Annotated in this window: 23 protein-coding genes; 20 read left to right on the forward strand and 3 right to left on the reverse strand. The window is 36.1% G+C overall.

Annotation, left to right across the window (positions count from 1 at the left end):
• Position 1: 1 nt before the first annotated feature.
• The 13 genes from K350_RS0122215 (at position 2) to K350_RS0122280 (ending at position 12,347) form a co-directional block, all read left to right on the forward strand.
• Positions 2 to 1,060, forward strand: coding sequence for a PorP/SprF family type IX secretion system membrane protein (locus K350_RS0122215; protein WP_037576607.1), 1,059 nt, complete (start codon positions 2 to 4; stop codon positions 1,058 to 1,060).
• A gap of 71 nt (positions 1,061 to 1,131) precedes the next feature.
• On the forward strand, positions 1,132 to 3,690 hold the full coding sequence (locus tag K350_RS0122220; protein WP_028981784.1) for a LysM peptidoglycan-binding domain-containing protein: 2,559 nt from the start codon (positions 1,132 to 1,134) through the stop codon (positions 3,688 to 3,690).
• Positions 3,691 to 3,981: 291 nt separating this feature from the next.
• The gene (locus tag K350_RS0122225; protein WP_028981785.1) at positions 3,982 to 4,383 is read left to right on the forward strand and encodes a DUF2721 domain-containing protein; all 402 of its coding nucleotides are present in this window, start codon (positions 3,982 to 3,984) and stop codon (positions 4,381 to 4,383) included.
• Positions 4,384 to 4,453: 70 nt separating this feature from the next.
• Positions 4,454 to 4,903, forward strand: a complete 450-nt coding sequence (locus tag K350_RS0122230) for a MarR family winged helix-turn-helix transcriptional regulator (protein WP_028981786.1) — start codon at positions 4,454 to 4,456, stop codon at positions 4,901 to 4,903.
• A gap of 82 nt (positions 4,904 to 4,985) precedes the next feature.
• Positions 4,986 to 6,074 carry an alkene reductase gene (locus tag K350_RS0122235; RefSeq protein WP_037576610.1) on the forward strand — a complete coding sequence of 363 codons (1,089 nt, stop codon included), beginning with the start codon at positions 4,986 to 4,988 and terminating at the stop codon, positions 6,072 to 6,074.
• Positions 6,075 to 6,671: 597 nt separating this feature from the next.
• A complete protein-coding gene (locus K350_RS0122240) occupies positions 6,672 to 7,295 on the forward strand; it encodes a DNRLRE domain-containing protein (protein ID WP_028981788.1) in 624 nt (207 codons plus the stop codon).
• 282 nt (positions 7,296 to 7,577) lie between these two features.
• Positions 7,578 to 7,760 carry a hypothetical protein gene (locus K350_RS0122250; RefSeq protein ID WP_028981790.1) on the forward strand — a complete coding sequence of 61 codons (183 nt, stop codon included), beginning with the start codon at positions 7,578 to 7,580 and terminating at the stop codon, positions 7,758 to 7,760.
• Positions 7,761 to 8,057: 297 nt separating this feature from the next.
• Entirely contained in the window at positions 8,058 to 8,762 is a 705-nt protein-coding gene (locus tag K350_RS0122255; protein WP_028981791.1) for a DNRLRE domain-containing protein, read from the forward strand.
• A gap of 44 nt (positions 8,763 to 8,806) precedes the next feature.
• Positions 8,807 to 9,553 (forward strand): DNRLRE domain-containing protein, encoded by a 747-nt coding sequence (locus tag K350_RS0122260; RefSeq protein WP_028981792.1) that lies wholly within the window; start codon positions 8,807 to 8,809, stop codon positions 9,551 to 9,553.
• Entirely contained in the window at positions 9,553 to 10,239 is a 687-nt protein-coding gene (locus tag K350_RS0122265) for a DNRLRE domain-containing protein (protein ID WP_156027152.1), read from the forward strand. The genes K350_RS0122260 and K350_RS0122265 overlap by 1 nt, the downstream gene beginning before the upstream one ends.
• A gap of 103 nt (positions 10,240 to 10,342) precedes the next feature.
• Complete coding sequence (locus K350_RS0122270; protein ID WP_051313495.1) at positions 10,343 to 10,921, forward strand: RNA polymerase sigma factor; 579 nt, start codon at positions 10,343 to 10,345, stop codon at positions 10,919 to 10,921.
• A 7-nt stretch (positions 10,922 to 10,928) separates the two neighbouring features.
• The gene (locus tag K350_RS0122275) at positions 10,929 to 11,567 is read left to right on the forward strand and encodes a hypothetical protein (RefSeq protein ID WP_028981795.1); all 639 of its coding nucleotides are present in this window, start codon (positions 10,929 to 10,931) and stop codon (positions 11,565 to 11,567) included.
• A 9-nt stretch (positions 11,568 to 11,576) separates the two neighbouring features.
• Entirely contained in the window at positions 11,577 to 12,347 is a 771-nt protein-coding gene (locus K350_RS0122280) for a hypothetical protein (RefSeq protein ID WP_028981796.1), read from the forward strand.
• 114 nt (positions 12,348 to 12,461) lie between these two features.
• Here the strand turns inward: K350_RS0122280 and K350_RS0122285 are convergent, their stop codons facing one another.
• Complete coding sequence (locus K350_RS0122285; protein ID WP_028981797.1) at positions 12,462 to 13,871, reverse strand: trypsin-like peptidase domain-containing protein; 1,410 nt, start codon at positions 13,869 to 13,871, stop codon at positions 12,462 to 12,464.
• Positions 13,872 to 14,010: 139 nt separating this feature from the next.
• Between K350_RS0122285 and K350_RS0122290 the strand changes: the two genes are divergently transcribed.
• From K350_RS0122290 to K350_RS0122305, 4 genes are all read left to right on the forward strand, one after another.
• Entirely contained in the window at positions 14,011 to 15,510 is a 1,500-nt protein-coding gene (locus K350_RS0122290) for a GH3 auxin-responsive promoter family protein (protein WP_028981798.1), read from the forward strand.
• 14 nt (positions 15,511 to 15,524) lie between these two features.
• On the forward strand, positions 15,525 to 16,691 hold the full coding sequence (locus tag K350_RS0122295) for a 1-deoxy-D-xylulose-5-phosphate reductoisomerase (RefSeq protein WP_028981799.1): 1,167 nt from the start codon (positions 15,525 to 15,527) through the stop codon (positions 16,689 to 16,691).
• Between the two features lie 82 nt (positions 16,692 to 16,773).
• A complete protein-coding gene (rseP, locus tag K350_RS0122300) occupies positions 16,774 to 18,072 on the forward strand; it encodes an RIP metalloprotease RseP (protein WP_028981800.1) in 1,299 nt (432 codons plus the stop codon).
• 17 nt (positions 18,073 to 18,089) lie between these two features.
• Complete coding sequence (locus K350_RS0122305; protein WP_028981801.1) at positions 18,090 to 19,529, forward strand: LysM peptidoglycan-binding domain-containing protein; 1,440 nt, start codon at positions 18,090 to 18,092, stop codon at positions 19,527 to 19,529.
• Positions 19,530 to 19,662: 133 nt separating this feature from the next.
• On the opposite strand, the gene K350_RS0122310 is transcribed toward K350_RS0122305, so the two are convergent.
• Complete coding sequence (locus tag K350_RS0122310; protein WP_028981802.1) at positions 19,663 to 20,211, reverse strand: NUDIX domain-containing protein; 549 nt, start codon at positions 20,209 to 20,211, stop codon at positions 19,663 to 19,665.
• A gap of 106 nt (positions 20,212 to 20,317) precedes the next feature.
• Here K350_RS0122310 and K350_RS0122315 point away from each other — a divergent pair, with 106 nt between their 5' ends.
• The 3 genes from K350_RS0122315 to K350_RS0122325 all read left to right on the forward strand — a co-directional run bounded on the left by K350_RS0122315 (position 20,318) and on the right by K350_RS0122325 (position 22,832).
• Entirely contained in the window at positions 20,318 to 20,926 is a 609-nt protein-coding gene (locus tag K350_RS0122315) for a ribonuclease HII (RefSeq protein WP_028981803.1), read from the forward strand.
• A 69-nt stretch (positions 20,927 to 20,995) separates the two neighbouring features.
• The gene (gene gcvT, locus K350_RS0122320; protein ID WP_028981804.1) at positions 20,996 to 22,099 is read left to right on the forward strand and encodes a glycine cleavage system aminomethyltransferase GcvT; all 1,104 of its coding nucleotides are present in this window, start codon (positions 20,996 to 20,998) and stop codon (positions 22,097 to 22,099) included.
• A gap of 10 nt (positions 22,100 to 22,109) precedes the next feature.
• Positions 22,110 to 22,832, forward strand: coding sequence for a 2-phosphosulfolactate phosphatase (locus K350_RS0122325; protein ID WP_028981805.1), 723 nt, complete (start codon positions 22,110 to 22,112; stop codon positions 22,830 to 22,832).
• 135 nt (positions 22,833 to 22,967) lie between these two features.
• Here K350_RS0122325 and K350_RS0122330 read toward each other — a convergent pair whose 3' ends face one another.
• The gene (locus K350_RS0122330; protein ID WP_028981806.1) at positions 22,968 to 24,035 is read right to left on the reverse strand and encodes a branched-chain amino acid aminotransferase; all 1,068 of its coding nucleotides are present in this window, start codon (positions 24,033 to 24,035) and stop codon (positions 22,968 to 22,970) included.
• Between the last annotated feature and the right edge of the window lie 139 nt (positions 24,036 to 24,174).

The raw sequence follows: 24,174 nt of genomic DNA on the forward strand, positions 1-24,174 counted from the left end.
TATGAAACTGAAGAGGATATATGTCGGCTTTTGGGCCTGTATTTTTATTGTATCCCTTTGTTTCAGAGAGGTTAAAGCTCAGGATGCGACATTTTCTCAGTATTATGCTTCCGGACTTTACCTGAATCCTGCTATGGCAGGGATTTATTCCAATCTTACTTTTAATTCCAATTATAGAAATCAATGGAGATCTGTAGCAAACATTCCTTATGTTACAAATCAGATTTCCTTAATCAACCCAATTTATGCCAAGAAAGGAATGGAAGATTCTCACCTTGGTGGAATTGGTCTTTCCATATATAATGATAGGGCTGGCGATGGTAATTTTAAAACCATTGGAATCAATCTTAATGCAGCTTATAACCTTTGGTTGAGTAGTAATAAAATGAACTGTCTTACTTTTGGCTTGCAGGGAGGAATTGTTCAAAAAAATATAGACTTCACTAATTTACAATGGGGATCGCAATTCAATCCATACATTGGTTATGATGTTACCGAATTCGTAAGCGAGGAAAGTGTCAATACAGCCAAAATATATGCCGATGTTTCTGCCGGTGCAATATACTACTACAATGCAGGAAGGGATTATTCTGATAAAGGCTACAGTGCATATGCCGGGTTTGCAGCCTACCATTTGTCCTCACCCAATGAATCGATGGTAAAAGGAGTAATCAACAAAGTACCTTATCTTTTCAAATTACATGCAGGCTTTGAAGTAAAAGCCGGAGAAAGATTAAATATTTCTCCAAATGTCCTGGTTTTAAGTCAAAACCCTTTCAGACAAATAAACGCAGGAGCATATTTTACGTATGTATTCAACGACCAAAAGAAATTTTTGGCTCCACGTGACGTTATTTTCGGAGGATGGTATCGTTTGCAAGACGCATTTATAGCATCCCTGGGCCTGGGCAATGACAATTACATGATAGGTTTCAGCTATGATTATAATGCATCAGCTCTTAAAAGTATCAGTCGCGGAAGAGGAGCTTATGAAATTTCTCTCACACTCATGAAAGTAAGGGAAGGCAGATCGAGAAGGTTTTACACACCTAGAATCTGATTTTTTTCTACTTTCGTATACAGGTTTCAAATTATTTAAATTCAATTTAGAATTATGGGAGGTTATCAGCGATGAAAAAGACGCTCACACTTCTGTTTATCCTTTTCTTTTTGTGCTTTCAGCATAATGATCTTTGGGCGCAGAAAAAAGCAAAAAAGAAAGAAGAGAAAGCTTCTGTAGAGCTTGCAGATAAGTATTTTGAAAATATGGACTATTATCTGGCTTCCCAGGAGTACGAAAAGGTGTATGCGGAAGAGCCAAGCAATAATTATGTTGGGTACAGGCTTGCTGAAGCTTACAGGTTCCATTTTAATTATCCTTCTGCAGAAAAATATTATAAAATCTCCGTAGAAAAGGCCCTCCCTGATTTTCCGCTGGGAAGATACTGGTATGCTTTAATGCTTAAGCTTAATGGTAAATATGAGGAAGCAGAAAAGCAGTTTCAGGATTTTATCAATGAAAACCCTAATCCGGATTCGGAAACCAAGAAATACAAAGACCAGGCTGAGATTGACAAAAATGGCTGTACACTTGCCATTGATGAAATGAAAAAGCCGGTAAGGGATTACGAATTCTTTAATTTGAAATCTCCTGTCAACTCAGCAGAATCAGATTATTCTCCTGTTATTTACGAAAATGACAGCACCATCATAGTTACTTCCGCAAGACCAGAATCCATTGGTGAAAGTGAATATGGAATGCTTGGAGGTGAATACAGCGATAACTTCAGATTCAAAAAAGAAGGTTTGACCTGGAAGCAAATGGATGACAAGGACAAGTTCAGTGTGGTAAACTCAAAGTTCAATGAGTCTGGAGGTTCTTTCAACAAAGACAGAACAAAATTTTACTTTACAAGATGTGATGAGCCGGTAAAAACAGGAAAGATCATAGCTTATGAATGTGCTATATATATGACCAAGCAGGAAAGTGGCAAATGGACCAATCCTGTAAAACTTAATGAGAATATCAATTATCCTAAAACATACAACGTTCAGCCTTCTGTTTCACCAAATTCAGATACATTGTTCTTTGTGTCAAAAAGAGAAGGTGGAATGGGGATGCATGATATATATTATAGCACCTGTAGCGGTGATGATAATTGGGGAAAAGCAATCAACATGGGAGCTGAAATTAACACTCCTGGTATAGATATGTCTCCATGCTATTTTCCTGCAGACAGAACACTGTTTTTCTCTACCAATGGCCGCGAAGGCTTTGGCGGTCTGGACATATTTATGGCGAAAGGAAAGAACTTCACTGAAGAGGTTCAGAATGTGGGTCTGCCTTTTAACTCAAGTAAAGATGATTTTTATTTTGTAGTTGGTGAGAAAAAAGGGTACCTGGCTTCAAACCGTGATGGTGGTATAGGAAACGATGACATCTACATGTTTATGATAGAAAGTAAACAAGCTCTTATTGCTCAAGTTGACAAAGATTCGCTACAAGAGGCTCAAAGTATTTCTATAGTAGGTACTCTGATAGATGAAGAGACACATCAGCCGGCTTCAGATGTAGGCGTTATTCTTAAAAATGAAAAGAATGAAACGCTGAAAAGGACGACTACCAATGAAAAGGGTACTTTCAGATACGAAAATCTTAAGCCTGACAACTACAAAGTAACTCTTGAAGATAAGGATGCAAAGATTACAGCTGAGATAAAATACCTTGTAGAAGACGTAAAAGTAAAATCTTCTGACCAGCCTGTATCAAGAGTGCTGTTTGAAAACATATATTTCGATTTTGATAAATTTGATTTAAGGCCGGAAGCTAAAAAGACATTAGATGATCTTTGTGCTTACTATAAAAAACATCCTGAAGTACAGATCGAAATGAACGCCTTTACTGACAGTTATGGCTCCGATGCTTACAATGTTACCTTGTCTGAAAAAAGAGGAACCAAAGCCCTGGATTATCTTAAATCGAAAGGTCTTGACAAAAGTGCTCTCGTTGTAAATGCTATGGGAGAAGGTAAACCTATGGTAGCAAATAAAAATGCTATAGGGAGACAATTGAACAGAAGGGTAGAGTTCCATATCATCGGAGGGCCGGGATATCAGGCTAAGGCAATGACTTATATTATTGAACCTAAGGTTACCATAGAGGAGATTGCAAAGAAATATAAGATGTCAGTAGAAGAACTGAAAAAGCTGAATAATCTTAAAGGACAAAATCTTGAAGCATTTGCGCCATTAAGGGTAAGAAGAACAGGAGATGCAGATATAGTCGCTCCTTCTACAATGGCAGATGTAGACCGTGATGAAGATGATGTAAATCCAAATGGTTTTGTAGCGAGTCTCAATAAAAAAACAGCGCCGCTAAATGAGGGAGAAGACTATTATATAGCAGAATCGGGCAATACATTATTCTCCATAAGCCGTTTGTTTGGTATGACACCTGAAGAATTGATTCAGCTAAATTCTCTTAAAGACAATACCATCTTTGCTGGTCAAAAACTGAAGGTAAAAATGAACGCAAGTGCTTCCGGAGCTGGTAAGTATTCTGTTGTGGAAGGTGATTCTATAGACAGCATTGCCAAAAAATTTGGTTTAACCATCGAAGAACTCAAAGACCTCAATAAACTGGATGGATATTCTGTTAAAAAAGGAATGATCTTGAGGATTAATAAGTGATAAGCAAATAAATTGATTGTTAATAAAGGCTTCCTTGAAAAAGGTAGCCTATTTTTTTAGGTGATGAGAATTTGAACTCCATCTGGCGCATGTCTATGACTTGTATCTGCAAATGAAAGCAAGTTTTTCACTAGCAGTTTCAAAAGGGATTTGTTGAAGAAGAGAGTTTAGATGGATCATTCTAAAAAAGAAGATGAACTACAGTATTCTACAAATAAGTCCTGCCAATTTACTTTTCAATATTAAGGTCAATAGCTATATTTAGAAATAAGAGAAGAACTATTAGCGAAGATGAACGACCTGACCTTAACAACTCCTGCACTTTTATTTCCGACTATTTCCCTTTTGCTGTTGGCATATACTAACAGATATATTGCAATCAGCAATAGAATAAGAGCATTGCATAGTCAATATACTTCCGAACAGTCTGATGTCATTATTAAACAGATTAAAATCCTTAGACAAAGAATTACCCTCATCAGAAACATGCAGCTTATAGGAATAGGAGCAATGGTTTCTGCTGCTTTTACAATGTATTTGATTTATAATGGTTTTACTCATTTAGTACATACTGTTTTTGGAATCAGTTTGATTATGATGCTCATATCTCTTATGCTTTGTGCAGTGGAAGTGTATTTATCCAATAAAGCATTACTCATTCTCCTAAAGGACATTGAGCATCTGGTAGATTAATTTTTTCGGAATTTGAAAAACTTTGTTTAAACAAATTTTGTTTATTTTAAAAATGCTATAAATTTGAGTTATGAAAATTGAGGAGGCGATAAAGCAGAAAAAATTCAATAATAGCCAGGAAAGAGCATGGGTAAACCTTATTTATACCTACAATCAGTTAAGTGGGCAGCTTGAAGAATTATTCAAACGCTTTGACCTTACTCACCAACAGTATAATGTATTAAGAATACTACGAGGAAGACACCCTGAATCAGCTTGTTGTGGCGCTATTAAGGAAGTGATGATCGATAAAAATCCGGATTTGACAAGGCTTTGTGATAGGCTATTAAGTAAAGGACTTGTGGATCGCTTTGTGAACGAGGAAAACAGAAGGCAGGTCAATGTAGGGATTACAGAAAAGGGTCTGAAACTCCTCGATGAAATGGAGCCTTTTATGAAAGAAAACAACAAAATAGCAGAGAACCTCACTGAAGAAGAAGCTAATACTTTATCTGACCTGCTTGATAAATTAAGAGGTTAAACCAAATTAATTTCCCTTTTTAACAAAAGGGTATTTTTATATTTAATTAATTGTTTAAACGAATTACGTGAAAACTAAATTTATGGAAACAACAGTAAAAGACATTTTATTTTCATCAGCCAAAATTGGCGGATTTGAAATTAAAAATAGAATTGTTATGGCTCCTATGACAAGGTCAAGAGCAATCAATTCCATTCCGGGAGAAAATGTAGCAACCTACTATGCTCAAAGAGCTTCTGCAGGACTCATCATTACAGAAGGGACTGCGCCGTCTGCTAATGGCATTGGCTATGCCAGAACTCCTGGTATTTTTACAAAAGAGCAAATTGAAAGCTGGAAGAGAGTAACAAAGGCTGTTCATAATAAAGGTGGAAAAATTGTAGTGCAATTGATGCACGTTGGTAGAATCGCACATCCGGCAAACATGTTACCAGGAGCCAGAATTGTGGCTCCATCTGCTGTTGCTTCAAAAGGTGAAATGTGGACTGACACATTGGGAATGCAGCCAATGCCTCAGCCATCAGAGCTTACTGCAGAGGAAATAAAACAGACCATCGCAGAGTTTGCTCAGGCGGCTAAAAATGCTATAGAAGCGGGATTTGACGGTGTAGAACTACATGGAGCAAATGGCTATCTGATTGAGCAGTTTATCAATCCTACAGCCAATAAGAGAACGGATGCTTATGGTGGTTCAGCTGAAAATAGAAGCCGCTTTTTAATTGAAACGACCAAAGCAGTGATTGCAGCAATAGGTAAAGATAAAGTTGGTGTCAGACTTTCTCCATACAATACATTTAACGACCTGGAGCTATATCCAGAAACTGCTGAAACTTATAAATACCTGGCTGAAGAACTAAACAAACTGGATATACTTTATCTGCACTTAATTGATGTTCTAGCAAATGCTTCAGAAGAAGGTCGTTCGTTGGTTTCAACAATAAGAAATACTTTTAAAAATACACTGATCCTTGCTGGAGGTTATGACAAAGCCAGCGCAGAACAGGCATTAGAAGAGGGTAGAGGAGATCTTGTTTCATTCGGCAGGTTCTTTATATCTAATCCTGATTTACCAGAACGTTTCAGAAAAGATGCTCCTCTTGCAGAAGGCAATCAGCAATTGTTCTATGCCGCTGGTGATGAAGGATATACTGATTATACTTCTCTAAATTAATATTAACGCCACGTGAAGTTGAAAAGACGTGCCGGAGCAATCCGGTGCGTTTTTTTATTTTAGGGGAAAAAAATAGCCTCTGTAATATTATAGAATTTAATTACTCCCAGTGATTAAACCTTTTAGTCCCATGGAAATAAAAAGTGAAATACATTTCCGCACAGAGGCTATTTAGCAACGAAAGAGCTAGTATTGATGAAATTAAACCTTGAAAGAAACCTCTTTTAGCCGTCGCTAAATCTAAGTTCGCTTTTTTTTCTAAAAAAATAAAAAAAACGAAGGGCTAATTTTATGAGTTTTTATGAAAGCCATTGATTTTTAGTAATCAAATTAAAAGCATTAAAATTTTTATAATGTCAGTTTAATTTTACTCCCGGATCAGTTTATTTAATGGTTCTTGGGAACGATTTTTAATTTTGAAGTCTAATAGTTAAACTACTTTTATTCATATGATAAAGAAGCATATGATTTAAATTGTGAATTTAATTTAGATAAATTTTTGTACCTCAAAATTGAGGTCCATACAAGCATTGGTACAATATGGGTAAACTTCTATCAATTTATTTTTTATTTATATTATTACTTCTAAACGGATGCATGTCTGATAAATCTCAGCTTGGCAACGCAAGACCGGATGGAAGCATAGATACTATTGTCGTTAAGCCTGGTCCGGAAGGGAAAGACGCTATAGTCAGTTCATACTTTCCGGAAGAAAATTATGGAAATGTTTTATCGTTAAATGCAATGATCTCTAATATAGACAGAATCCCATATGTAGAAAGAGCTTATATAGACTTTGATCTTTCTTTAATTCCATCAGGGACTTCTATATTATATGCAGAATTGACACTATATGCTGATACTGTTATAAAAACAGGAGGATATACCGGACATTCCACATCTTCTGCAGGTTCATATGGCCCCAACGAATGGCTTGTAGAAACAGTAACGTCACCATGGGAGGAAAATACTATATCCTGGTTTAATGCCCCGGCAACTGATGTTTCATCAAAAATTAACTGCGCTTCGGCCACCACATTTTCTCAGAGTTATGCAATTAATGTTACTGAGTCAATAGCCCGGCAATTTAAGTATAGAGGAAGTGCATTTGGTTTCTTAATAAGGCTGAGGGACGAAAACGGAGCTCGTAAAATAAGTTTTTGTTCTTCTGATTATACTTTTCCTAAGCTCCGGCCTGAATTAAAAGTGGTGTATAAGTAAGGGATATAATTATAAGAAGGGGTGGAGATTAAAAAAAAATAAACAGAGGCAGTTTCTATTTATGTTGCCAGGAAAGATGGAGGACAATGTGGTTCTTCATATTTATATCTCTGATATGTTTAGTGAGTTGTTCTAATCCTGTTTGTTTATCCCCTCTTGGAGGTGTCGATACAAAAGTGACAAGCAGATTTACTCTTATTATAAAGCCAGGATCAGAAGGCAAAGATGTAGGAGTGTCAACTTATTATCTTGAAGAAAATTTTAGCAGTGTTAAAAGCCTAAATGCTTTTACCCTATACTGAAAGAGGATATATTGATTTTGATGTAAAAGAATATTTGCCACCAGGAGTAAGGATAGTTGGTGCCTATTTGAAACTTTTTGCGGATACAATTAATAAAGGTCCCAGTATTACGGGTCCGCGTATTCCTGGTCATTCCGTTCAAAGTTATCAAGGAGTAAACTGAATAATGAATGGCAGATATTCAGAATAGTGAGTCCCTGAAATGAAAATGAGATAACATGGTTTGATCAGCCGGAAGTGTCAATGACCGACGTTTTAAATTTGCCAGGAACCTCTGTTTATTGCTCAATCTTTTACTATTGACGTTACAGAGCATATCCGACAGAAATATAAAGGTGTCCCGGGTATAATGGATTTATGATCAAAAATAAAGTTGAAAGTCCCTATCAATGTGTCGTTTTTTGTTCTTCGGATAGTGATCAGAAAGAATTACGACCGCAGCTGTTAGTGGAATATGAGAATGAGTGAACAAATGGAGATTGTAAATGAAAAACTGACAAGGAATAGATTGGTGTTTATTAATAAAGTAATTATTTTTTGTGGAATAATTTTAATCGGATGTACTCATCCCTATTGTCCGGAAGAAGATGATGTAATCAATGAGTTTCGCATAAAGCTAAAGCCTGGGATTGAAGGAAAGGATGCCATTTCAATGCCGGAACAATTCGGAAAAAACTTTGGTGATACCAGTGTCTTAGCTTATTTGTATGAAGATGAAAGCGGTTTGAATAAAGGTAATGGATTTATTGAATTTGATCTTGAACAGCTTCCATCTGATGTTAAACTAAAAAGAGCTGTCTTAAAATTATTTATCTACACAACCGATTCCACTTTTCTCAGGATTCCGTTATCAGATATCATTAATTCCAATGGCTGGTCTTTGAGAGCAGTTATACAGCCATGGGACGAGCACATAAGCATGTACTCCAATGAGCCATTAACATCGGGAGCGGTGAAAATTCAATTTCCTCCCAATGATTCAAGCTTTTCATGCAGTATAGATGTCACGCAACTTATAGCAAAAGAGATTGAAAGACCTGCTAATTACTTTGGGTTTATTATTGTTCCGCCTTTTGAACAGAGTAAATACCAGTTCAATTATTGTTCATCCGATCATCCTTATAGCAGGTTTCACCCTGAGTTGATCATTGATTATGAATGTTAATAGTAGTATTTTGGTAGAACAGAATTATATCCAATCGTTCTTTTATGTTTATATTAAAAACATCCAAGTGTAGAATATTTAATCGCAGAACTAGAAATATTATTGGAACGCTACTTTTTATTGCAGGTATAATTTTGTCAGAAAGTTGTTCTCACCCGATTTGTGATGGAGTAAGAAACGATAGTACAGGAAGAAAACAAGTTATCTTTCAAAATTTAACACTCCGACCAGGAACAGAAGGGATTGATGCTATAGTTATTTCATATTATCCGGAAACCAATTTTGGAAATAGTAAAACACTTAGTGCCACAATTTTGGGAAAAGAAAGAAATAGGTACTTGGAAAAAGGTTATATAGACTTTGATCTTTCTGATGTTGTTCCATCAGATGCCAAAATTAAAAAATCTACCCTTAAATTGTATGCAGACACTGTAAACCAAATTAATAAAGATAATATTCCCAAAGGACATTATATGGGCGAATATACTATATGGAATGTCAGTTTTGTTAAGAGACCCTGGGATGAAAAAAATATAACATGGTTTAATCAACTTACAATTCCAACGGAAGAATTGATGATAATTGATGTGGCAGAGCGCAATGATCAGGCTTTTCTTCTGGATGTTACAGAATACGTAAAGAAGAAGGTCAGACGGGATCCTGATGTACATGGTTTAGTACTTGATGTAAAATGGATGCCTATGGAAGGTTCCATCAGATTCTGTTCTTCAGATCATCAGAATAATGAACTTCGACCGGCGTTGTATATCGAATATGAAATTGAACGATAATGATTTTTTTGATGAATCTATTGAAGTTAAATAGTGTAATAGTTTTTATCATCCTTCTATTTGCAGGATGCAATCATCCATATTGTTTAATCGAACCAAAAGAAAAGATATTAAATCTCAAACCCGGTGCTGAAGGCAAAGACGCTGCAACGAGCATATTTGGTGGAATTTATTTCGGTAATGATCCTTTCCTTACCGGTTATTATGTGAATAAGAACAGGCAGATTTATATAGATATAAGTTATATCGATTTTGATATGTCCGGAATTCCTGAAGGAGCAAAGATTAATAAAGCTATACTTACTTTATATGCAGATACAACTGCTCCGGGTTTTAACAATTTTACTTCTGAGGAAAAAAATAATCCGAACTTATTTGCAATACAGGCTGTAACTCAATCATGGAAGGAGGATAGCCTGGATCAGGATGATCGTTTGTTATCATCGGGTGAACATCGAACTGATTTTCCATCCAATAATCCGGATTATTCATGTAACATAGATATTACCAGGCTGGTACAAAAACAATATCAGAAACCTCAGTATTATTTTGGTTTTTTGATTTTTATGAAACGGGATTATTTTGAAATGTTACCCGAAGAAAAAATGAAAAATATGCGGTACTGTTCCTCTGATCATCCAAATCAAGACTTACATCCTGAATTAGCAATAAGTTATGAAAAATAGATGATGAAGGATATTCTTTGAGCTTTCAGATGTTTTTTATTTCAGGTAATTAAATTATTTTAGTATCAATATCTTACTAAAATAATCCGGAATCAGAAAACTGATGCTGAAGGAAGCAGACATAATTAAAGGTTGTAAAGAGTATAATTCAGTTGCACAAAATGCATTATACAAAACATATGCGCCTAAAATGAAAGCTTTGTGTGTAAGATATTCATCAAATGAAGAAGAAGCAAAAGATCTGATGCAGGAAGGATTTATCAAAGTCTTTTCCAACATAAAATCATATAACGGAAAGGGGAGCTTTGAAGGGTGGATTAAAAGAATTATGATCAACACGGCTATTTCTCATTATAAAAAGAATAAAAATAAATTTGCAGTAGAAGATATTTCTCTCATGAATTCCAAAGAGGTTGGATCGGAGCAGGAAGAAGAAGTTGAAGAAATATACTCAGAATATACTTCTGAAGATTTAATGAAAGCTCTGAACAGCTTACCGGAGCAATACAAATTGGTATTTAACCTCTTCTGTATCGAAAATCATTCTCATACAGATATAGCTCAATTGTTATCCCTGGATGAAAAGACTTCGAGAACGAGGCTTTTCAGAGCCAAAAAAATGTTAAAAGATTATCTGATCAACCTGTCTGGTAAGCGGTGGGTAAATTCTTCTGAAAGGTGATAGTGAAATGGAAAAAAGCAGTATAGAAAATATCTTTAAGAAAGGGCTAGAAAATTATGAGATTCAGCCTGATGAAGACGAATGGTCTGCTGTTGACCTTGCTCTTCCCAGGGTTAATTTCTTAAGATTTTCTTTTGTTAATTTCAATATCTATTATTGCTCACTGATTGTACTGTGTTTTCTATTTTCAGCATTGTCATTGATTTATACTCTTTCCGGAAGGAATGCTAGAACTCATGCAACTGTTGCGGGAGAAAAAGAAAGAATCGAATATCCGGCATTTGATAAATCTGGTAAAACAGAAACAGAGAAAATAAATGAAAACAGTAAATCATTAGCTACTCAAAAAGTATCAGTAGTTAAGGAAAAGCCAAAAGAAGTCCTAAAAACTGAAAGCTTGTCAAAAGATAAAAATAATCCTGAATTGAATTTACAAATTCCAAAGGCCATTAAGCAGGATAGTTTGGAAAATAAAGAAAAAACACATCCATTAAAGGTAGAAAATACAATCATAACGGAATCAAGTCAGCCTGAGCAACAAAAGAAAAAAGATGCTAAGAAGAAAAGAATAGTCTATATTACTAAACAGGACACTATTATTGTAATTGACACATTGAGTAAAAGAAAACTCAAAAGAAAGAACTAAGCTATTGGCATGTATATAAAACCACTTTTAATTTTTATTGTATTTTTATTTGTTGCCGGATTATCTTTTGCTCAGATCGACTCTACCAACTTATCAACAGAAGAGGAGGTTGATACTGTAATCATTAAGAAAGCAGATTATATTATCAGAAAAGAAGTATATATCGATGAGCCAAAAGCATACTCCCGGTATTTAACATTTTATGGAGCTCCGGTATACTATGCAAGTTATTATGATGTATGTGAGGACTGCAGGGATTTTCTGACAAATCAAAAAAGAGCAATTGACCCTCTACTTAGTTATAGGGTTGGATTAAATTTTTCTTTCACAAAGAAAAAAATATACATAACCCCCGGAATTGCATATACCTCTATCCGTGAAAAATTTATAGCTATTGACTCTTTAGAACAGTTTAATCTGTTCAATCATTATAATTATCTGGATCTTTCGCTTGCAGCGGGCTATCAGCTTGGAAGCGGAAAGCTGAGCTGTATTGTTCAGGGATATGGTGTTGTTAGCAGGTTATTGAGTGCTGATGGTAAAATTATTTCAACAGAAGATTTTAAATCTGTAAATCCTATAAAAACGGATAATTTTAAAACTTATGTATTTAGCTTAGGTCTTGGATTCCGCTTGGGATATAAGCTTTCAGAAAGGCTACAGCTTATTGTTGAGCCAGGATACAGATTTAATATTACAACTGTAACTAAAAGCAAAACACCATATGTTCAACAAAGAAACTTATTCTCAGCTGAGGTAGGAGTGTCTTATGCATTTTAATAGGCTGTAATAATACTATACGAATAAAAAAAGCTGATGAAATTATCATCAGCTTTTTTTATTCCAGACTTCAATACTTTGTTCGATTAATTTTACAGAGTTTATCCGTTCAGATTAAAAGTAAAAGTTATAGTAGCTTCTTGCTCCATTTGAAGATAACCCTTCAATCATAACCCTTCCTTTTATCTTTTCTAATATTTCAATCAACTCTTCAGGAGAATTGATCGCAACCTTGTTAATAGAAGTGATGATAAAACCTTCAGGTAATCCCATTCTTGCAATAAGTCCATTTTTAATTCCTGATATTTTAACACCGTTTGCAATACCAAGCTTGTCTCTTTCAACCTTTGAAACCGTCTCAAATGAAGCTCCCAGGTTCTGGGAAATGGTAACTTGTTTTACTAACATTCCCGTAGTTCCTTCCCTGTTAGTGAGTGTCACAAATTCATCAGCCTGTTTAGATTCACTTTTAAAAGTAATCTTTATTTTATCTCCGGGATTATGGTATGCTAGCAATTCTTCAAATTCACTTCTGGTATTGACTGGAATATCATTCAGTTTTAAAATAATATCACCTTTTTTCAAACCAATTTTTTCAGCAGCACCTTCTTTTTGAAGATAAGTTACAATTACTCCTGACAAATCTTTTAAATGATACTTGTCTGCCACAGAAGTATTTACTTCAGAAACTTCTGCACCTATAAAAGCTTTTTGGACGCATCCGTATTTTATAAGATCCTTAACTACTTTAACCACAATATCAACAGGAACTGCAAATCCATATCCTGTATAAGAACCAGTCTTAGAAAGTATGGCTGTATTTATTCCTACCAATTCACCTTTTGAGTTTACAAGTGCTCCACCACTATTGCCAGGATTAATAGCGGCATCAGTTTGGATAAAAGATTCCAATGGAAACTGACTGCTCACTACATTAATATTTCTTGCTTTGGCACTTACAATACCTGCTGTCACTGTAGAAGTCAGATTAAATGGATTTCCTACAGCCAGCACCCATTCCCCAATCTGTAGATTTTTAGAATTACCAATTTTAACAGCAGGAAGTCCTTCTGCTTCTACTTTAAGAATTGCTAAATCTGTACTTGGGTCTGTACCCACTACCTTTGCCTGATAAGTTTTTCGTTCATGAATTACTTCAATTTTATCAGCTTTTTCAATGACATGATTGTTGGTAATGATATAACCATTGTCAGAAAAGATCACTCCCGAACCAGAGCTGGTAACTTGACTATTACCATTAAAATACCAGTCAAACCAGGAGCTTTGGCTACTGGTTCCCACAGTCTGAATAAATACAACAGAAGGGGTACTTTGCGCGGAAGCTGCTACAAAATCTCCGGTCATGTTTATAGATTCCTGAGATTTGTAATTGGCAAAAACATTATTTGTTGGATTGGAGGCTTGAATAATAATGGGTTCATTTTCCCGAAACAATCCGTATGTATATGAGCCCGCTAAGCCGGAAGCGAACCCAATAAAAATTATTGGTATAAACTTTTTCATAATAATAAACTGACGCAACTAGGAGCGAAAAATTATAAAATTCTTACAAATTTTTGAAGAAGTTTTTTCTAAAATTGGAACAGAGGAATATTTAACAAGGATAATTGCTCTTATTTATTAAATTTGTAAAGACACGTATATGGGAATCAGAGCAATATTAAGTAAGCCATTCGCTAATTTTGTAGTATCAAAACAAAAAAAGTGGGCATCCGATCCGTCAGGAACTCAGCAAAAAGTCTTTAAATACCTCATCGATAAAGCAAAACATACCGCCTTTGGTAAAGACCATGATTTTGCCAGCATAAAGACTTATGAAGATTTTAAAAAAAGAGTACCTGTAAGAGATTATGAGGAGTTAAAGTCCTATATTAAGAAGGTTGTAGACGGACATCCTGACGTACTCTGGCCAGGCAAACCTCTATATTTCGCCAAAACTTCAGGCACTACCAGTGGTATCAAGTACATTCCAATCAGCAAAGAATCCATTCCTTACCATATCAGCGGAGCAAGAGATGCTTTGTTGAATTACGTTTACAATACAGGTAAATCACTTTTTCTTGATGGAAAATTAATTTTCCTTTCCGGAAGCCCTGAAATGGAAATGAAAAACGGCATCCATGTCGGCAGACTTTCTGGTATAGTGAATCATCATGTTCCGGGTTATTTAAGAACCAATCAAAAGCCCAGTTATGAAACTAACTGCATCGAAGATTGGGAGGAAAAGCTTGATACAATTATCGAAGAAACTATAGATCAGAGAATGACTCTCATCTCTGGCATACCGCCATGGGTGCAAATGTATTTTGATCGTATAACTGCTAAAACAGGTAAGAAAATTAAAGACGTATTCCCCGATTTTTCTTTGTTTGTTTATGGTGGTGTTAATTTTGAACCATACAAAGCCAAATTATTCGAATCAATTGGTAAAAAGATAGATTCTGTAGAGACTTATCCTGCCTCTGAAGGCTTTATTGCATTCCAGGATCAGCAAGATAGCAATCAGCTTTTATTGTTGCTTAACAGTGGCATTTTTTATGAATTTATTCCAGCTGATGAGTATTTTAGTGAAAATCCTACCAGATTAAATATTGAAGAAGTGCAGTTGGGCGTTAATTACGCATTGATAATGAATACAAATGCAGGTTTGTGGGGATATTCAATTGGTGATATGATAAAATTTGTTTCCAAAGATCCTTACAGAATAATTGTCACTGGCAGGATTAAACATTTTATATCTGCATTTGGAGAACACGTGATAGGAGAGGAAGTTGAAACAGCATTAAAATTTGCTGTATCCAAACATCCGGAAACAGAGGTGATAGAGTTTACAGTAGCACCCCAAGTGACTCCAAAAGAAGGGCTTCCATATCATCAGTGGTTTATAGAATTTAATAAATATCCTAATGACATCAATGCTTTCAGAGAAGATCTCGATGCTGAGATGGTTAGGCTGAACACATATTATGACGATTTAATATCCGGAAACATTTTAAGAAAACTGGAAATCACTCCGATGAAAAAAGGAGCATTTATAGATTACATGAAATCAATAGGAAAACTTGGTGGTCAGAACAAACTTCCAAGACTGGCAAATGATCGTAAGATTGCAGACCAGATAGAACAATTTAAGCAAGGGTAAATTTTACAGATTTCATGGGTATTTTAAAAAAGCATATTGCAATATTAGGATCTACAGGTTCAATTGGAACACAAGCCCTGGATGTTGTCAGAGCTCATCATGATAAATTTAAAATAGATGTTCTTTCTGCAGAAAATAATGCAGAACTACTTATACGTCAATGTCTTGAGTTTAAGCCCGAAACGGTGGTAATTGGAAATGCGGAACATTTTCAAAAAGTTAAATCAGCCTTGGAGCCAGCTAATATTAAAGTGTATTGTGGTAAAGACGCACTTGCTGATGTGGTCCAGTCTGAAAGAATAGATTTGGTGTTAACTGCGATGGTGGGATATTCAGGCTTATTGCCAACACTAAAGGCAATTGCTGCAGGAAAAGACATCGCATTGGCAAATAAGGAAACACTAGTGGTTGCGGGAGAGCTGGTCACCCATGCCGCCAAGATAAGTAAGGTAAATATTTATCCTGTTGATTCAGAACATTCAGCTATTTTTCAATGTCTTGCAGGAGAGGATTATACAAAAATCGAAAAGATAATTCTAACAGCTTCAGGAGGACCATTTCGCGGAAAATCATTGGATTTTCTTAAAAATGTGACCAGGCAAGATGCTCTAAAGCATCCTAATTGGAGCATGGGAGCAAAAATAACTATAGACTCTGCCTCATTGATGAATAAAGGGTTGGAGGTGATTGAAGCCAAGTGGTTGTTTGGCCTTGAATCTTCTCAAATTGAAGTAATCGTGCATCCACAATCTATCATTCATTCTCTTGTTCAGTTTAATGACGGCTCTATGAAGGCCCAAATGGGACTGCCAGATATGAAGCTGCCAATTCAATATGCGCTTGCTTATCCTGAACGTCTCATTTCAGATTTTCCAAGATTTAATTTTCTGGATTACCCTAATCTGACTTTTGAAAAGCCAGACATGGAAACATTCAAAAATTTAAAGCTGGCTTATGAAGCGATGGAAAAAGGCGGCAATATGGCTTGTATTTTAAACGCTGCTAATGAAATCGCAGTGCAGGAATTTTTGGCAGATAAAATAAACTTCCTGGATATTCCTGAAGTTGTAGAAGATTGTATGGCCAGTATTCCATTTATTTGCAGGCCTACCTATGAAGATTTTGTTCAGACTGATTTTGAAACCAGACAACTTGCAAAAAGAAAGCTTCATAAAGTATAAATTTTACTTATATTTTTCATATTTATTGATTACTATTGTTTAAAGGAACTTAGAGATAATGGATGTATTAGGCATTTTAATTATGGCAGGTCAGCTTTTGCTGGCACTTTCTATTTTAGTGGGAGTTCATGAAGCCGGGCATATGTTTGCGGCTAAATATTTTGGAATGCGTGTCGAAAAATTTTCAATTGGTTTTCCTCCAAAAATTTTCGGATTTAAAAAAGGTGAAACAGAATATTCTTTTGGTGCAGTACCGCTAGGTGGTTTCGTAAAAATTTCCGGAATGGTCGATGAGTCGCTTGATACAAAAGAGCTTTCAGAAGAACCAAAGCCTTACGAATTCAGAGCTAAACCTGCTTGGCAAAGGCTAATTGTGATGATGGGCGGAATCATTGTCAATGTGGTTGTAGGAATAATTATTTTCATAGTGGCTACTTATGTATATGGATCAGAATATTTTCCTGCTTCTGAAATTAACAAAAATGGCATAGTTGCTCATGAATTAGGCCGAGAGATAGGTTTACAAACAGGTGATAAAATTATCAATGTTAATGGAAAGCCTTATGAAAAATTTCCTGAAGATGTTATCAATGCTGATGTATTTTTAACAGACAATAATTATTATACAGTAAAAAGAGGTGATTCTCTCATTACAGTAAAAATTCCTAGCAATATAGCAGGTAAACTTTCAGAGGATAAGAATAACTTCATCTCGGCAATCACTCCTTTTGGTGTGGAAGCCGTTGAAGACGGGTCTAATGCAGCAAAAGCTGGCCTTAAGCCAAATGATAAGATTATTACTATCAATGGAGATTCTATAAGATATTTTCATGAATTGACTGCAAAGCTGGAAAGTTTGAAGAACAAGAGAGCTGACTTGGTGGTGGAGAGAGAGGGGAAAAAATTGACATTAAATCCGGAAGTATCAAAAGAAGGAAAGATTGGATTTCAACCAAAAATGCTTCTGGAAACCAAAACGGATTATTATACTTTTGGGCAGGCTATTCCAAAAGGTACAACGGAGGCTTTTGCAGTAATTACTAATACTGTGAGAGGATTTGGGAAAATCTTTAAAAGAGAAGTTCCTTTGAGCAAATCTGTTAGTGGTCCGATTGGTATCGCATCAAAATTTGGAAGTCAGTGGATCTGGCAAAGATTCTGGTTTATGACTGGATTACTTTCTATGGTCCTTGCCTTTATGAATTTCCTTCCGATTCCAGCATTGGATGGAGGACATGTGATGTTTCTTACTTATGAAATAGTTTCAGGTAGAAAGCCGTCAGATAAATTTCTCGAAGTTGCCCAGAAAGTGGGAATGGTCATTCTATTGTCTTTAATGGTATTTGCCTTTGGCAATGACATATTTAAAAAGTTTCAATAAATTTTATTTAGCCAAGTATGACTAAAAGGTTTTTTCAGGTTTGCCTGTTGTTCTTGTTGGGAAATACTCCTGTATTTTCTTCCCCGCTAGATTCTCTTGGAGTTGTCAAAATAGACGATAAGCTCCATGTAAAATATCTGGTCTCTCCAGGCGAAACTATTTATGGTATTTCTACAAAATATGGTGTTTCTGTTAATGATCTGATGGAAATCAATCCTCAGTTGGAAAATGGTTTGAAAGTCGGTCAAATCATTAATATTCCTTATAACCCTGAGATTGTTCAACAGATCAGAAAAAGCGAAGATGCTATTGTACATAAAGTGGCAGCTGGTGAAACGTTGTTTGGAATTTCCAAAAAGTACAACATTCCCATGAATGACCTTCTGAAGTGGAATGGCATGGAGCTTAAAGCTGGTCAGGAGGTTGTAGTTGGTTATAAGAGCCAGCAAAATGCTTCTTCTGCGATTGCCCATAATACAGCTCCTAAGTCAGAACCTGCAAAACAAAGCATAATTACAGAGCAGCCTAAAACCACACCTGCAGTAAACACAACTAGTGCTCAACCTGCCAAGCCTACTCCAGCAGCAGAAACGAAAGAGCCTGTAAAGCAAACTGTTGTTGCGGAAAAAACTACTCCAGCGGAAAAACCTGTTAAGCCACAGCCAGCACCTGCAAGTACAAATGAACAGTCAAATAATGCAGCTACAGCATGGCCTACCAGTGCTCCGGAACAATACAGGTATGATCCGGAAATGAAGCAAATTCTTGTTATTCCATTTGATCCATATCTTTATTTCAGTGATGCGGATGATGAAATTGCAGCCAAATCAAATATGCCTCGAACAAAGGTACGTCAGGTATTCAGAAGAAGATTAAATGCTTTATTAGATAAGCCGGGCTATGAAATGATATATCTGGTTGGCGGAAAAGCCAAAGATTCAATAGGTGACTTAAATAAAATTTATAGCTCAGTGAGCTACGCATATCAAGAATCTGTTACCACTGTTAATGTTCAGCAGCAGGAGGTAAAAGAAGCCAAAGCTAAATCTACTAAGAACTGGATTGAGAAACAGAAAGAAAAGCTGATTCCTCAAAATGAGAAAAAATATGATGTGCCTGAAGACTATGGAAGTTATTTCGGAGTAAAGATCAAAAACCCTCAGGATTTCTTTGATTACTTTAACTCTAAATACAGTGTAGATTATTATATATTCATCAACCAGTTTGAGGTTAAAACAGATTATGAGCATTGCCTGGACAGAGCTGCTTTAAATTTCGAGAGAAGTTTTACTACCCATTTCTCAATATATGACAGTGAAGGAAAGCAAGTTGCCGGAAATAAATTTAAAACGCACTATAACTCCAATTCCAACTACGTCTACCAAATCGTAGCGGATAATTGTCCTAAAATAGCAGAGAGAATACTATCCGAGCTTCCTGCTCCGGATCAGAAATAATAAAGCAATAGATAGAATGAAAAAAGGCTGATCCCTGTATAGGAGATCAGCTTTTTTTCTTTTGTTTTCTAAGGTCATTTATATAATTCTAGCGACCCATCTTCTGTTGCAATTGCTCACACTTTTGCTCTCTTTAAATATTCAGAATCCTCGCAGCCTTCAAAATACCAGCAATGCTTAGACTATCAGTAATTTCATTGTTCATCACCATTTCTACAGCATCTTTCAGATGAACCCTTTTTACCTGTAATTCCTCAGTATCTTCAGGTTCACTTTCTCCATCCTTCAGACCTTCGGCAAGATATAGATATCCAACTTCAGAGGTGACGCTGTTTGAAGTATGGATTGTGCAGATATTGGTCCATTTATCAGCAGTAAAACCTGTTTCTTCTTTGAGTTCTCTCTTGGCAGAATCAAGTGGGTCAATGCCGATTGGTCCGCCACCTTCAGGAATTTCCCAAGAGTATTCGTTTAGTGTGTATCTGTATTGACCTACTAGGTATGTATAGCCCTCATCATCTACAGGAATAATTCCGATGGCAATATTTTTAAAAGTTACTACCCCGTAAATACCGTTTCCTCCTTTTGGATTTATTACCTGATCTTCGCGGACAGAAATCCATGGATTGTCATAAATAGGTCTGGAAGAGACTGTTTTCCATGGGTTTTGAGTTAGCTCCATATGTTCTGAATTTGTATTTGTGGATAAATTTAGCATAATATAATTAAAAGAAGGATTTCAGAGAGTCATTATTATTCCTTACATTTATAATAGCAATTTGTTATTGATGCTGAAATCCTACCATACTGAAGACTTAGTGGAAGCAGGGGTTGATGAAGCGGGAAGAGGCTGCCTCGCCGGGCCCGTTGTTGCTGCCAGCGTAATTTTACCTAAAGATTACCATCATCCTGTACTCAATGATTCTAAACAGCTTTCAAAAAAGCAAAGAGAGCTTCTGCGCGAAGAAATAAAACGTGATGCAATTTCTTGGGCGGTAGCCGAAGTTTCTCATACTGTCATAGATGAAATCAATATTCTGAATGCTTCATTCCTGGCCATGCACAAGGCTATTGGAAAACTTAAAACCAAGCCTGAACTTCTTCTGATTGATGGCAATAGATTTAAGCCCTACAAAAAAACTAATCACCACTGCATTGTTGAAGGGGATGCAAAATATCTTAGCATTGCTGCGGCCTCCGTACTTGCTAAAACCTACCGTGATGATCTTATGGTTAAACTTGCTTCAAAATTTCCTGTTTATGATTGGGAAAATAACATGGGATACGGTACTCCAAAACATAGAGAAGCAATTTTCCTGAATGGATTATCTCCATTTCACAGACTTTCTTTTAAACTTGATAAATCAGGCTCTGATTCTCAATTAAATTTATTTTGACCAAAGACAGGCAATATTATCAAGATTTTAAACACAAGATAAAAAATCGTATTTTTATACAATTTTTAAATGGAAAACACTGAAACAATACTCAAAAAGGTCCCTTTGAATGACCTTCATTCTGCATTAGGTGCTAAAATGGTACCATTCGCAGGGTTTAATATGCCTGTTCGTTATTCATCTGATCTGGATGAGCATAATACTGTAAGAGAAGCTGTAGGTATTTTTGATGTATCTCACATGGGCGAATTTATGGTGAGAGGTAAGGGTGCTTTGGACTTGATTCAGAAGGTTACCAGTAACGATGCATCAAAACTTTTCAATGGGAAAATTCAATATTCCTGTTTGCCTAACTCTGACGGTGGTATTGTAGACGATCTCCTTGTCTATAAAATAAACAATGAGGAATATATGCTTGTTGTAAATGCATCAAATATTGATAAGGACTGGAACTGGATATCAAGCCACAATTCATTTGAAGCTCAGCTTGAAAATATTTCTGATCAAACGGCACTATTTGCTGTTCAGGGGCCAAAAGCCGCGGAAGCACTTCAAGGACTTACAAGACTGAATTTGTCAGCAATGGAATACTATACATTTGAAATAGCTGATTTTGCAGGTGTTGCAAATGTAATAGTATCCGCTACAGGATATACTGGTGCCGGCGGCTTTGAAATTTACATTCCCAATGATAAAGCAGTCCTTGTCTGGAATAAAATCATGGAAGCGGGAAAGGCGTTTGGTATAAAACCAATTGGTCTGGGCGCCCGTGATACTTTAAGACTGGAAATGGGTTTCTGTCTTTATGGAAATGATATAGATGACAATACCTCTCCGATAGAAGCGAATCTTGGCTGGATTACAAAATTTACCAAGGACTTTATCAATTCTAAATCTTTGAAAGAACAAAAAGAAAAGGGTGTGTCAAAAAAACTGGTAGGATTTGTGATGCAGGAGAGAGGTATTCCCAGAAGTCATTACCCGATTGTCGATGCCAATGGAAATAAGATAGGAGAAGTAACATCCGGAACACAATCCCCAACTCTATCTGTTGGTGTAGGAATGGGTTATGTTTCAATTCCGTATACAGAGATTGATTCGGAAATATTTATTGATATAAGAAATAAAAAACATAAGGCTAAGGTTGTAAAGCTTCCTTTCCTGAAGAAGTAAAAGGTAGAATATGAGAAAAGTGGATGTATGCCTTACCCCTGAACTGCTTCATTTATATGAAGTGGAAAACCGGGTAGTTGTAATTGTAGACATTCTAAGGGCAACGTCGTGTATGACAGTAGCCATTGCCAATGGGGTAGAGAAAATAATTCCCGTTGCAAAGTTGGAAGAATGTCAGTCGCTCAGGGAAAAGGGATGTGTTGGTGCTGCCGAGAGGGATGGAAAAATGCCAGAAGGTTTCGATCTTGGAAATTCTCCTCTTGCTTATCTTAACAACGCTTATGCAGGCAAAACCATTGCTATGACCACAACTAATGGTACATTAGCGATTGCAAAATCAAAAGATGCAGAAGAAGTAATTGTTGGTTCTTTTCTGAATAAAACTGCAGTGATAAATTACCTGATAACCCAGCCTAATGATGTACTTATAGTATGCGCCGGATGGAAAGGTAAAGTAAATCTAGAAGACACACTTTTTGCAGGTGCAGTAATAGAAGGTTTGAAAGGTTATTTTGAAGTTGAGAATGATTCTGTGATTGCTTCTGCCACTTTGTACAATCATGCTAAAAAAGATATGCTAACTTATCTTTCAGCATGCTCCCATGTGAAAAGGTTGAAAAATCTGAATATTCAAAAGGACATTGAATATTGTCTTCGCGAAGATCAGTTTAATGTAATACCGGTGCTTAAGGAAGATGCTCTGGTTGATATGGAAAAGTTGGTTCTGACATAATTTCACATCATTCAAGTCCTTTACGGTGAGAAGAATTTATAGTGAAGTCTTATTTTGACCACAAAGAAAAAGCGTCCTGAATTTGAAGTAATCATTACTTCTCATTCAGGACTCTTTTTTACTATAAATTTCAGATTATTTTATTCTGTATATCCAGCCAAATTTATCTTCTGCTTTTCCAAGCTTAATATCATTCAGCGCTTTATTCAATTTATTAGAAAGTTCTCTGGTTTCTTCACCAGGAAGAACAAGGTCTGTTCCTTTGTAATTAATAGCAGAAATATGAGTAATAGTGGCAGCGGTTCCGGTTCCGAATGCATCTTTCAGTGTTCCGTTTTCATAAGCTTTTACAACCTCATCAACAGATACTCTTCTTTCTTCTACTTTTACACCCCAGTCTTTCGCCAACGTTAGAATGCTATCTCTGGTCACCCCTGCAAGTATCGATGAAGACAGAGGAGGAGTAACTAGGGTATCTCCGATGATGAACATCAGGTTCATAGTTCCGGATTCTTCAAAGTATTTATGCTCTTTGCTGTCTGTCCACATTATTTGCTGATATCCTTTTTCAGCAGCAAGTTTTGCGGGAAGAAGTGATGCAGCATAGTTACCTCCTGATTTTGTAAAACCTGTACCGCCTTCGGCAGCTCTTACGTATTCAGTTTCGATAATAACTTTAACAGTTCCTTTGTAGTATCCGGCTACAGGTGATGTAAATACAATAAATTTATATGAAGAAGATGGTTTTACCCCAATAAACTCATCTGCAGCATACATAAATGGTCTCAGATATAGAGAGCATCCCGGAAGGTTAGGTATCCATGCTCTATCCAACTTGATAAGCTCAGTGATACCATCCAGGTAAGATTTTTCATCCAGCTCAGGCATACAAAGCCTTTTCGCAGATTTGTTTAGCCTTTTATGGTGATCGAGAGGGCGGAATAGAAGAATGTCGCCATTGTCTGCTCTATATGCTTTAAGACCTTCAAATATCGACTGCCCATAGTGTAAAACAGAGGTGGCAGGACTCATTGATATATTTTGGAAAGGCACAATTCTCAATCCACACCATTGCTTATCCTTGTAATCCATGACAAACATATGGTCCGAGTATACTGCTCCAAACTCAAGATTTGTAAAATCCGTCTGACTTAACTTTGACTGTTTGGTCTTTTCAATCGCGATATTCTGAGTATTAATCATAAAAAGGGGAAATTCTCAATGTTAAACGGTAAAGTTATTATTTTGGTGATCCAAAATCAATCAAAACTGACTTTTTACAAGATCAACCTTAAATTTTTTTAGCAAGCCTTATGAAGGTATGCTGTTTCAATAACGAATT

Origin of the sequence: Sporocytophaga myxococcoides DSM 11118 (assembly GCF_000426725.1) — a bacterium.
Classification (GTDB): domain Bacteria; phylum Bacteroidota; class Bacteroidia; order Cytophagales; family Cytophagaceae; genus Sporocytophaga; species Sporocytophaga myxococcoides.

Bases quoted from the DNA above. Each gene is read 5' to 3' on its own strand.
- K350_RS0122215 (WP_037576607.1), top strand. From the start codon at position 2: ATGAAACTGAAGAGGATATATGTCGGCTTTTGGGCCTGTATTTTTATT.
- K350_RS0122220 (WP_028981784.1), top strand. From the start codon at position 1,132: ATGAAAAAGACGCTCACACTTCTGTTTATCCTTTTCTTTTTGTGCTTT.
- K350_RS0122225 (WP_028981785.1), top strand. From the start codon at position 3,982: ATGAACGACCTGACCTTAACAACTCCTGCACTTTTATTTCCGACTATT.
- K350_RS0122230 (WP_028981786.1), top strand. From the start codon at position 4,454: ATGAAAATTGAGGAGGCGATAAAGCAGAAAAAATTCAATAATAGCCAG.
- K350_RS0122235 (WP_037576610.1), top strand. From the start codon at position 4,986: ATGGAAACAACAGTAAAAGACATTTTATTTTCATCAGCCAAAATTGGC.
- K350_RS0122240 (WP_028981788.1), top strand. From the start codon at position 6,672: ATGTCTGATAAATCTCAGCTTGGCAACGCAAGACCGGATGGAAGCATA.
- K350_RS0122250 (WP_028981790.1), top strand. From the start codon at position 7,578: ATGCTTTTACCCTATACTGAAAGAGGATATATTGATTTTGATGTAAAA.
- K350_RS0122255 (WP_028981791.1), top strand. From the start codon at position 8,058: ATGAGTGAACAAATGGAGATTGTAAATGAAAAACTGACAAGGAATAGA.
- K350_RS0122260 (WP_028981792.1), top strand. From the start codon at position 8,807: ATGTTTATATTAAAAACATCCAAGTGTAGAATATTTAATCGCAGAACT.
- K350_RS0122265 (WP_156027152.1), top strand. From the start codon at position 9,553: ATGATTTTTTTGATGAATCTATTGAAGTTAAATAGTGTAATAGTTTTT.
- K350_RS0122270 (WP_051313495.1), top strand. From the start codon at position 10,343: ATGCTGAAGGAAGCAGACATAATTAAAGGTTGTAAAGAGTATAATTCA.
- K350_RS0122275 (WP_028981795.1), top strand. From the start codon at position 10,929: ATGGAAAAAAGCAGTATAGAAAATATCTTTAAGAAAGGGCTAGAAAAT.
- K350_RS0122280 (WP_028981796.1), top strand. From the start codon at position 11,577: ATGTATATAAAACCACTTTTAATTTTTATTGTATTTTTATTTGTTGCC.
- K350_RS0122285 (WP_028981797.1), bottom strand. From the start codon at position 13,871: ATGAAAAAGTTTATACCAATAATTTTTATTGGGTTCGCTTCCGGCTTA.
- K350_RS0122290 (WP_028981798.1), top strand. From the start codon at position 14,011: ATGGGAATCAGAGCAATATTAAGTAAGCCATTCGCTAATTTTGTAGTA.
- K350_RS0122295 (WP_028981799.1), top strand. From the start codon at position 15,525: ATGGGTATTTTAAAAAAGCATATTGCAATATTAGGATCTACAGGTTCA.
- rseP (WP_028981800.1), top strand. From the start codon at position 16,774: ATGGCAGGTCAGCTTTTGCTGGCACTTTCTATTTTAGTGGGAGTTCAT.
- K350_RS0122305 (WP_028981801.1), top strand. From the start codon at position 18,090: ATGACTAAAAGGTTTTTTCAGGTTTGCCTGTTGTTCTTGTTGGGAAAT.
- K350_RS0122310 (WP_028981802.1), bottom strand. From the start codon at position 20,211: ATGGAGCTAACTCAAAACCCATGGAAAACAGTCTCTTCCAGACCTATT.
- K350_RS0122315 (WP_028981803.1), top strand. From the start codon at position 20,318: ATGCTGAAATCCTACCATACTGAAGACTTAGTGGAAGCAGGGGTTGAT.
- gcvT (WP_028981804.1), top strand. From the start codon at position 20,996: ATGGAAAACACTGAAACAATACTCAAAAAGGTCCCTTTGAATGACCTT.
- K350_RS0122325 (WP_028981805.1), top strand. From the start codon at position 22,110: ATGAGAAAAGTGGATGTATGCCTTACCCCTGAACTGCTTCATTTATAT.
- K350_RS0122330 (WP_028981806.1), bottom strand. From the start codon at position 24,035: ATGATTAATACTCAGAATATCGCGATTGAAAAGACCAAACAGTCAAAG.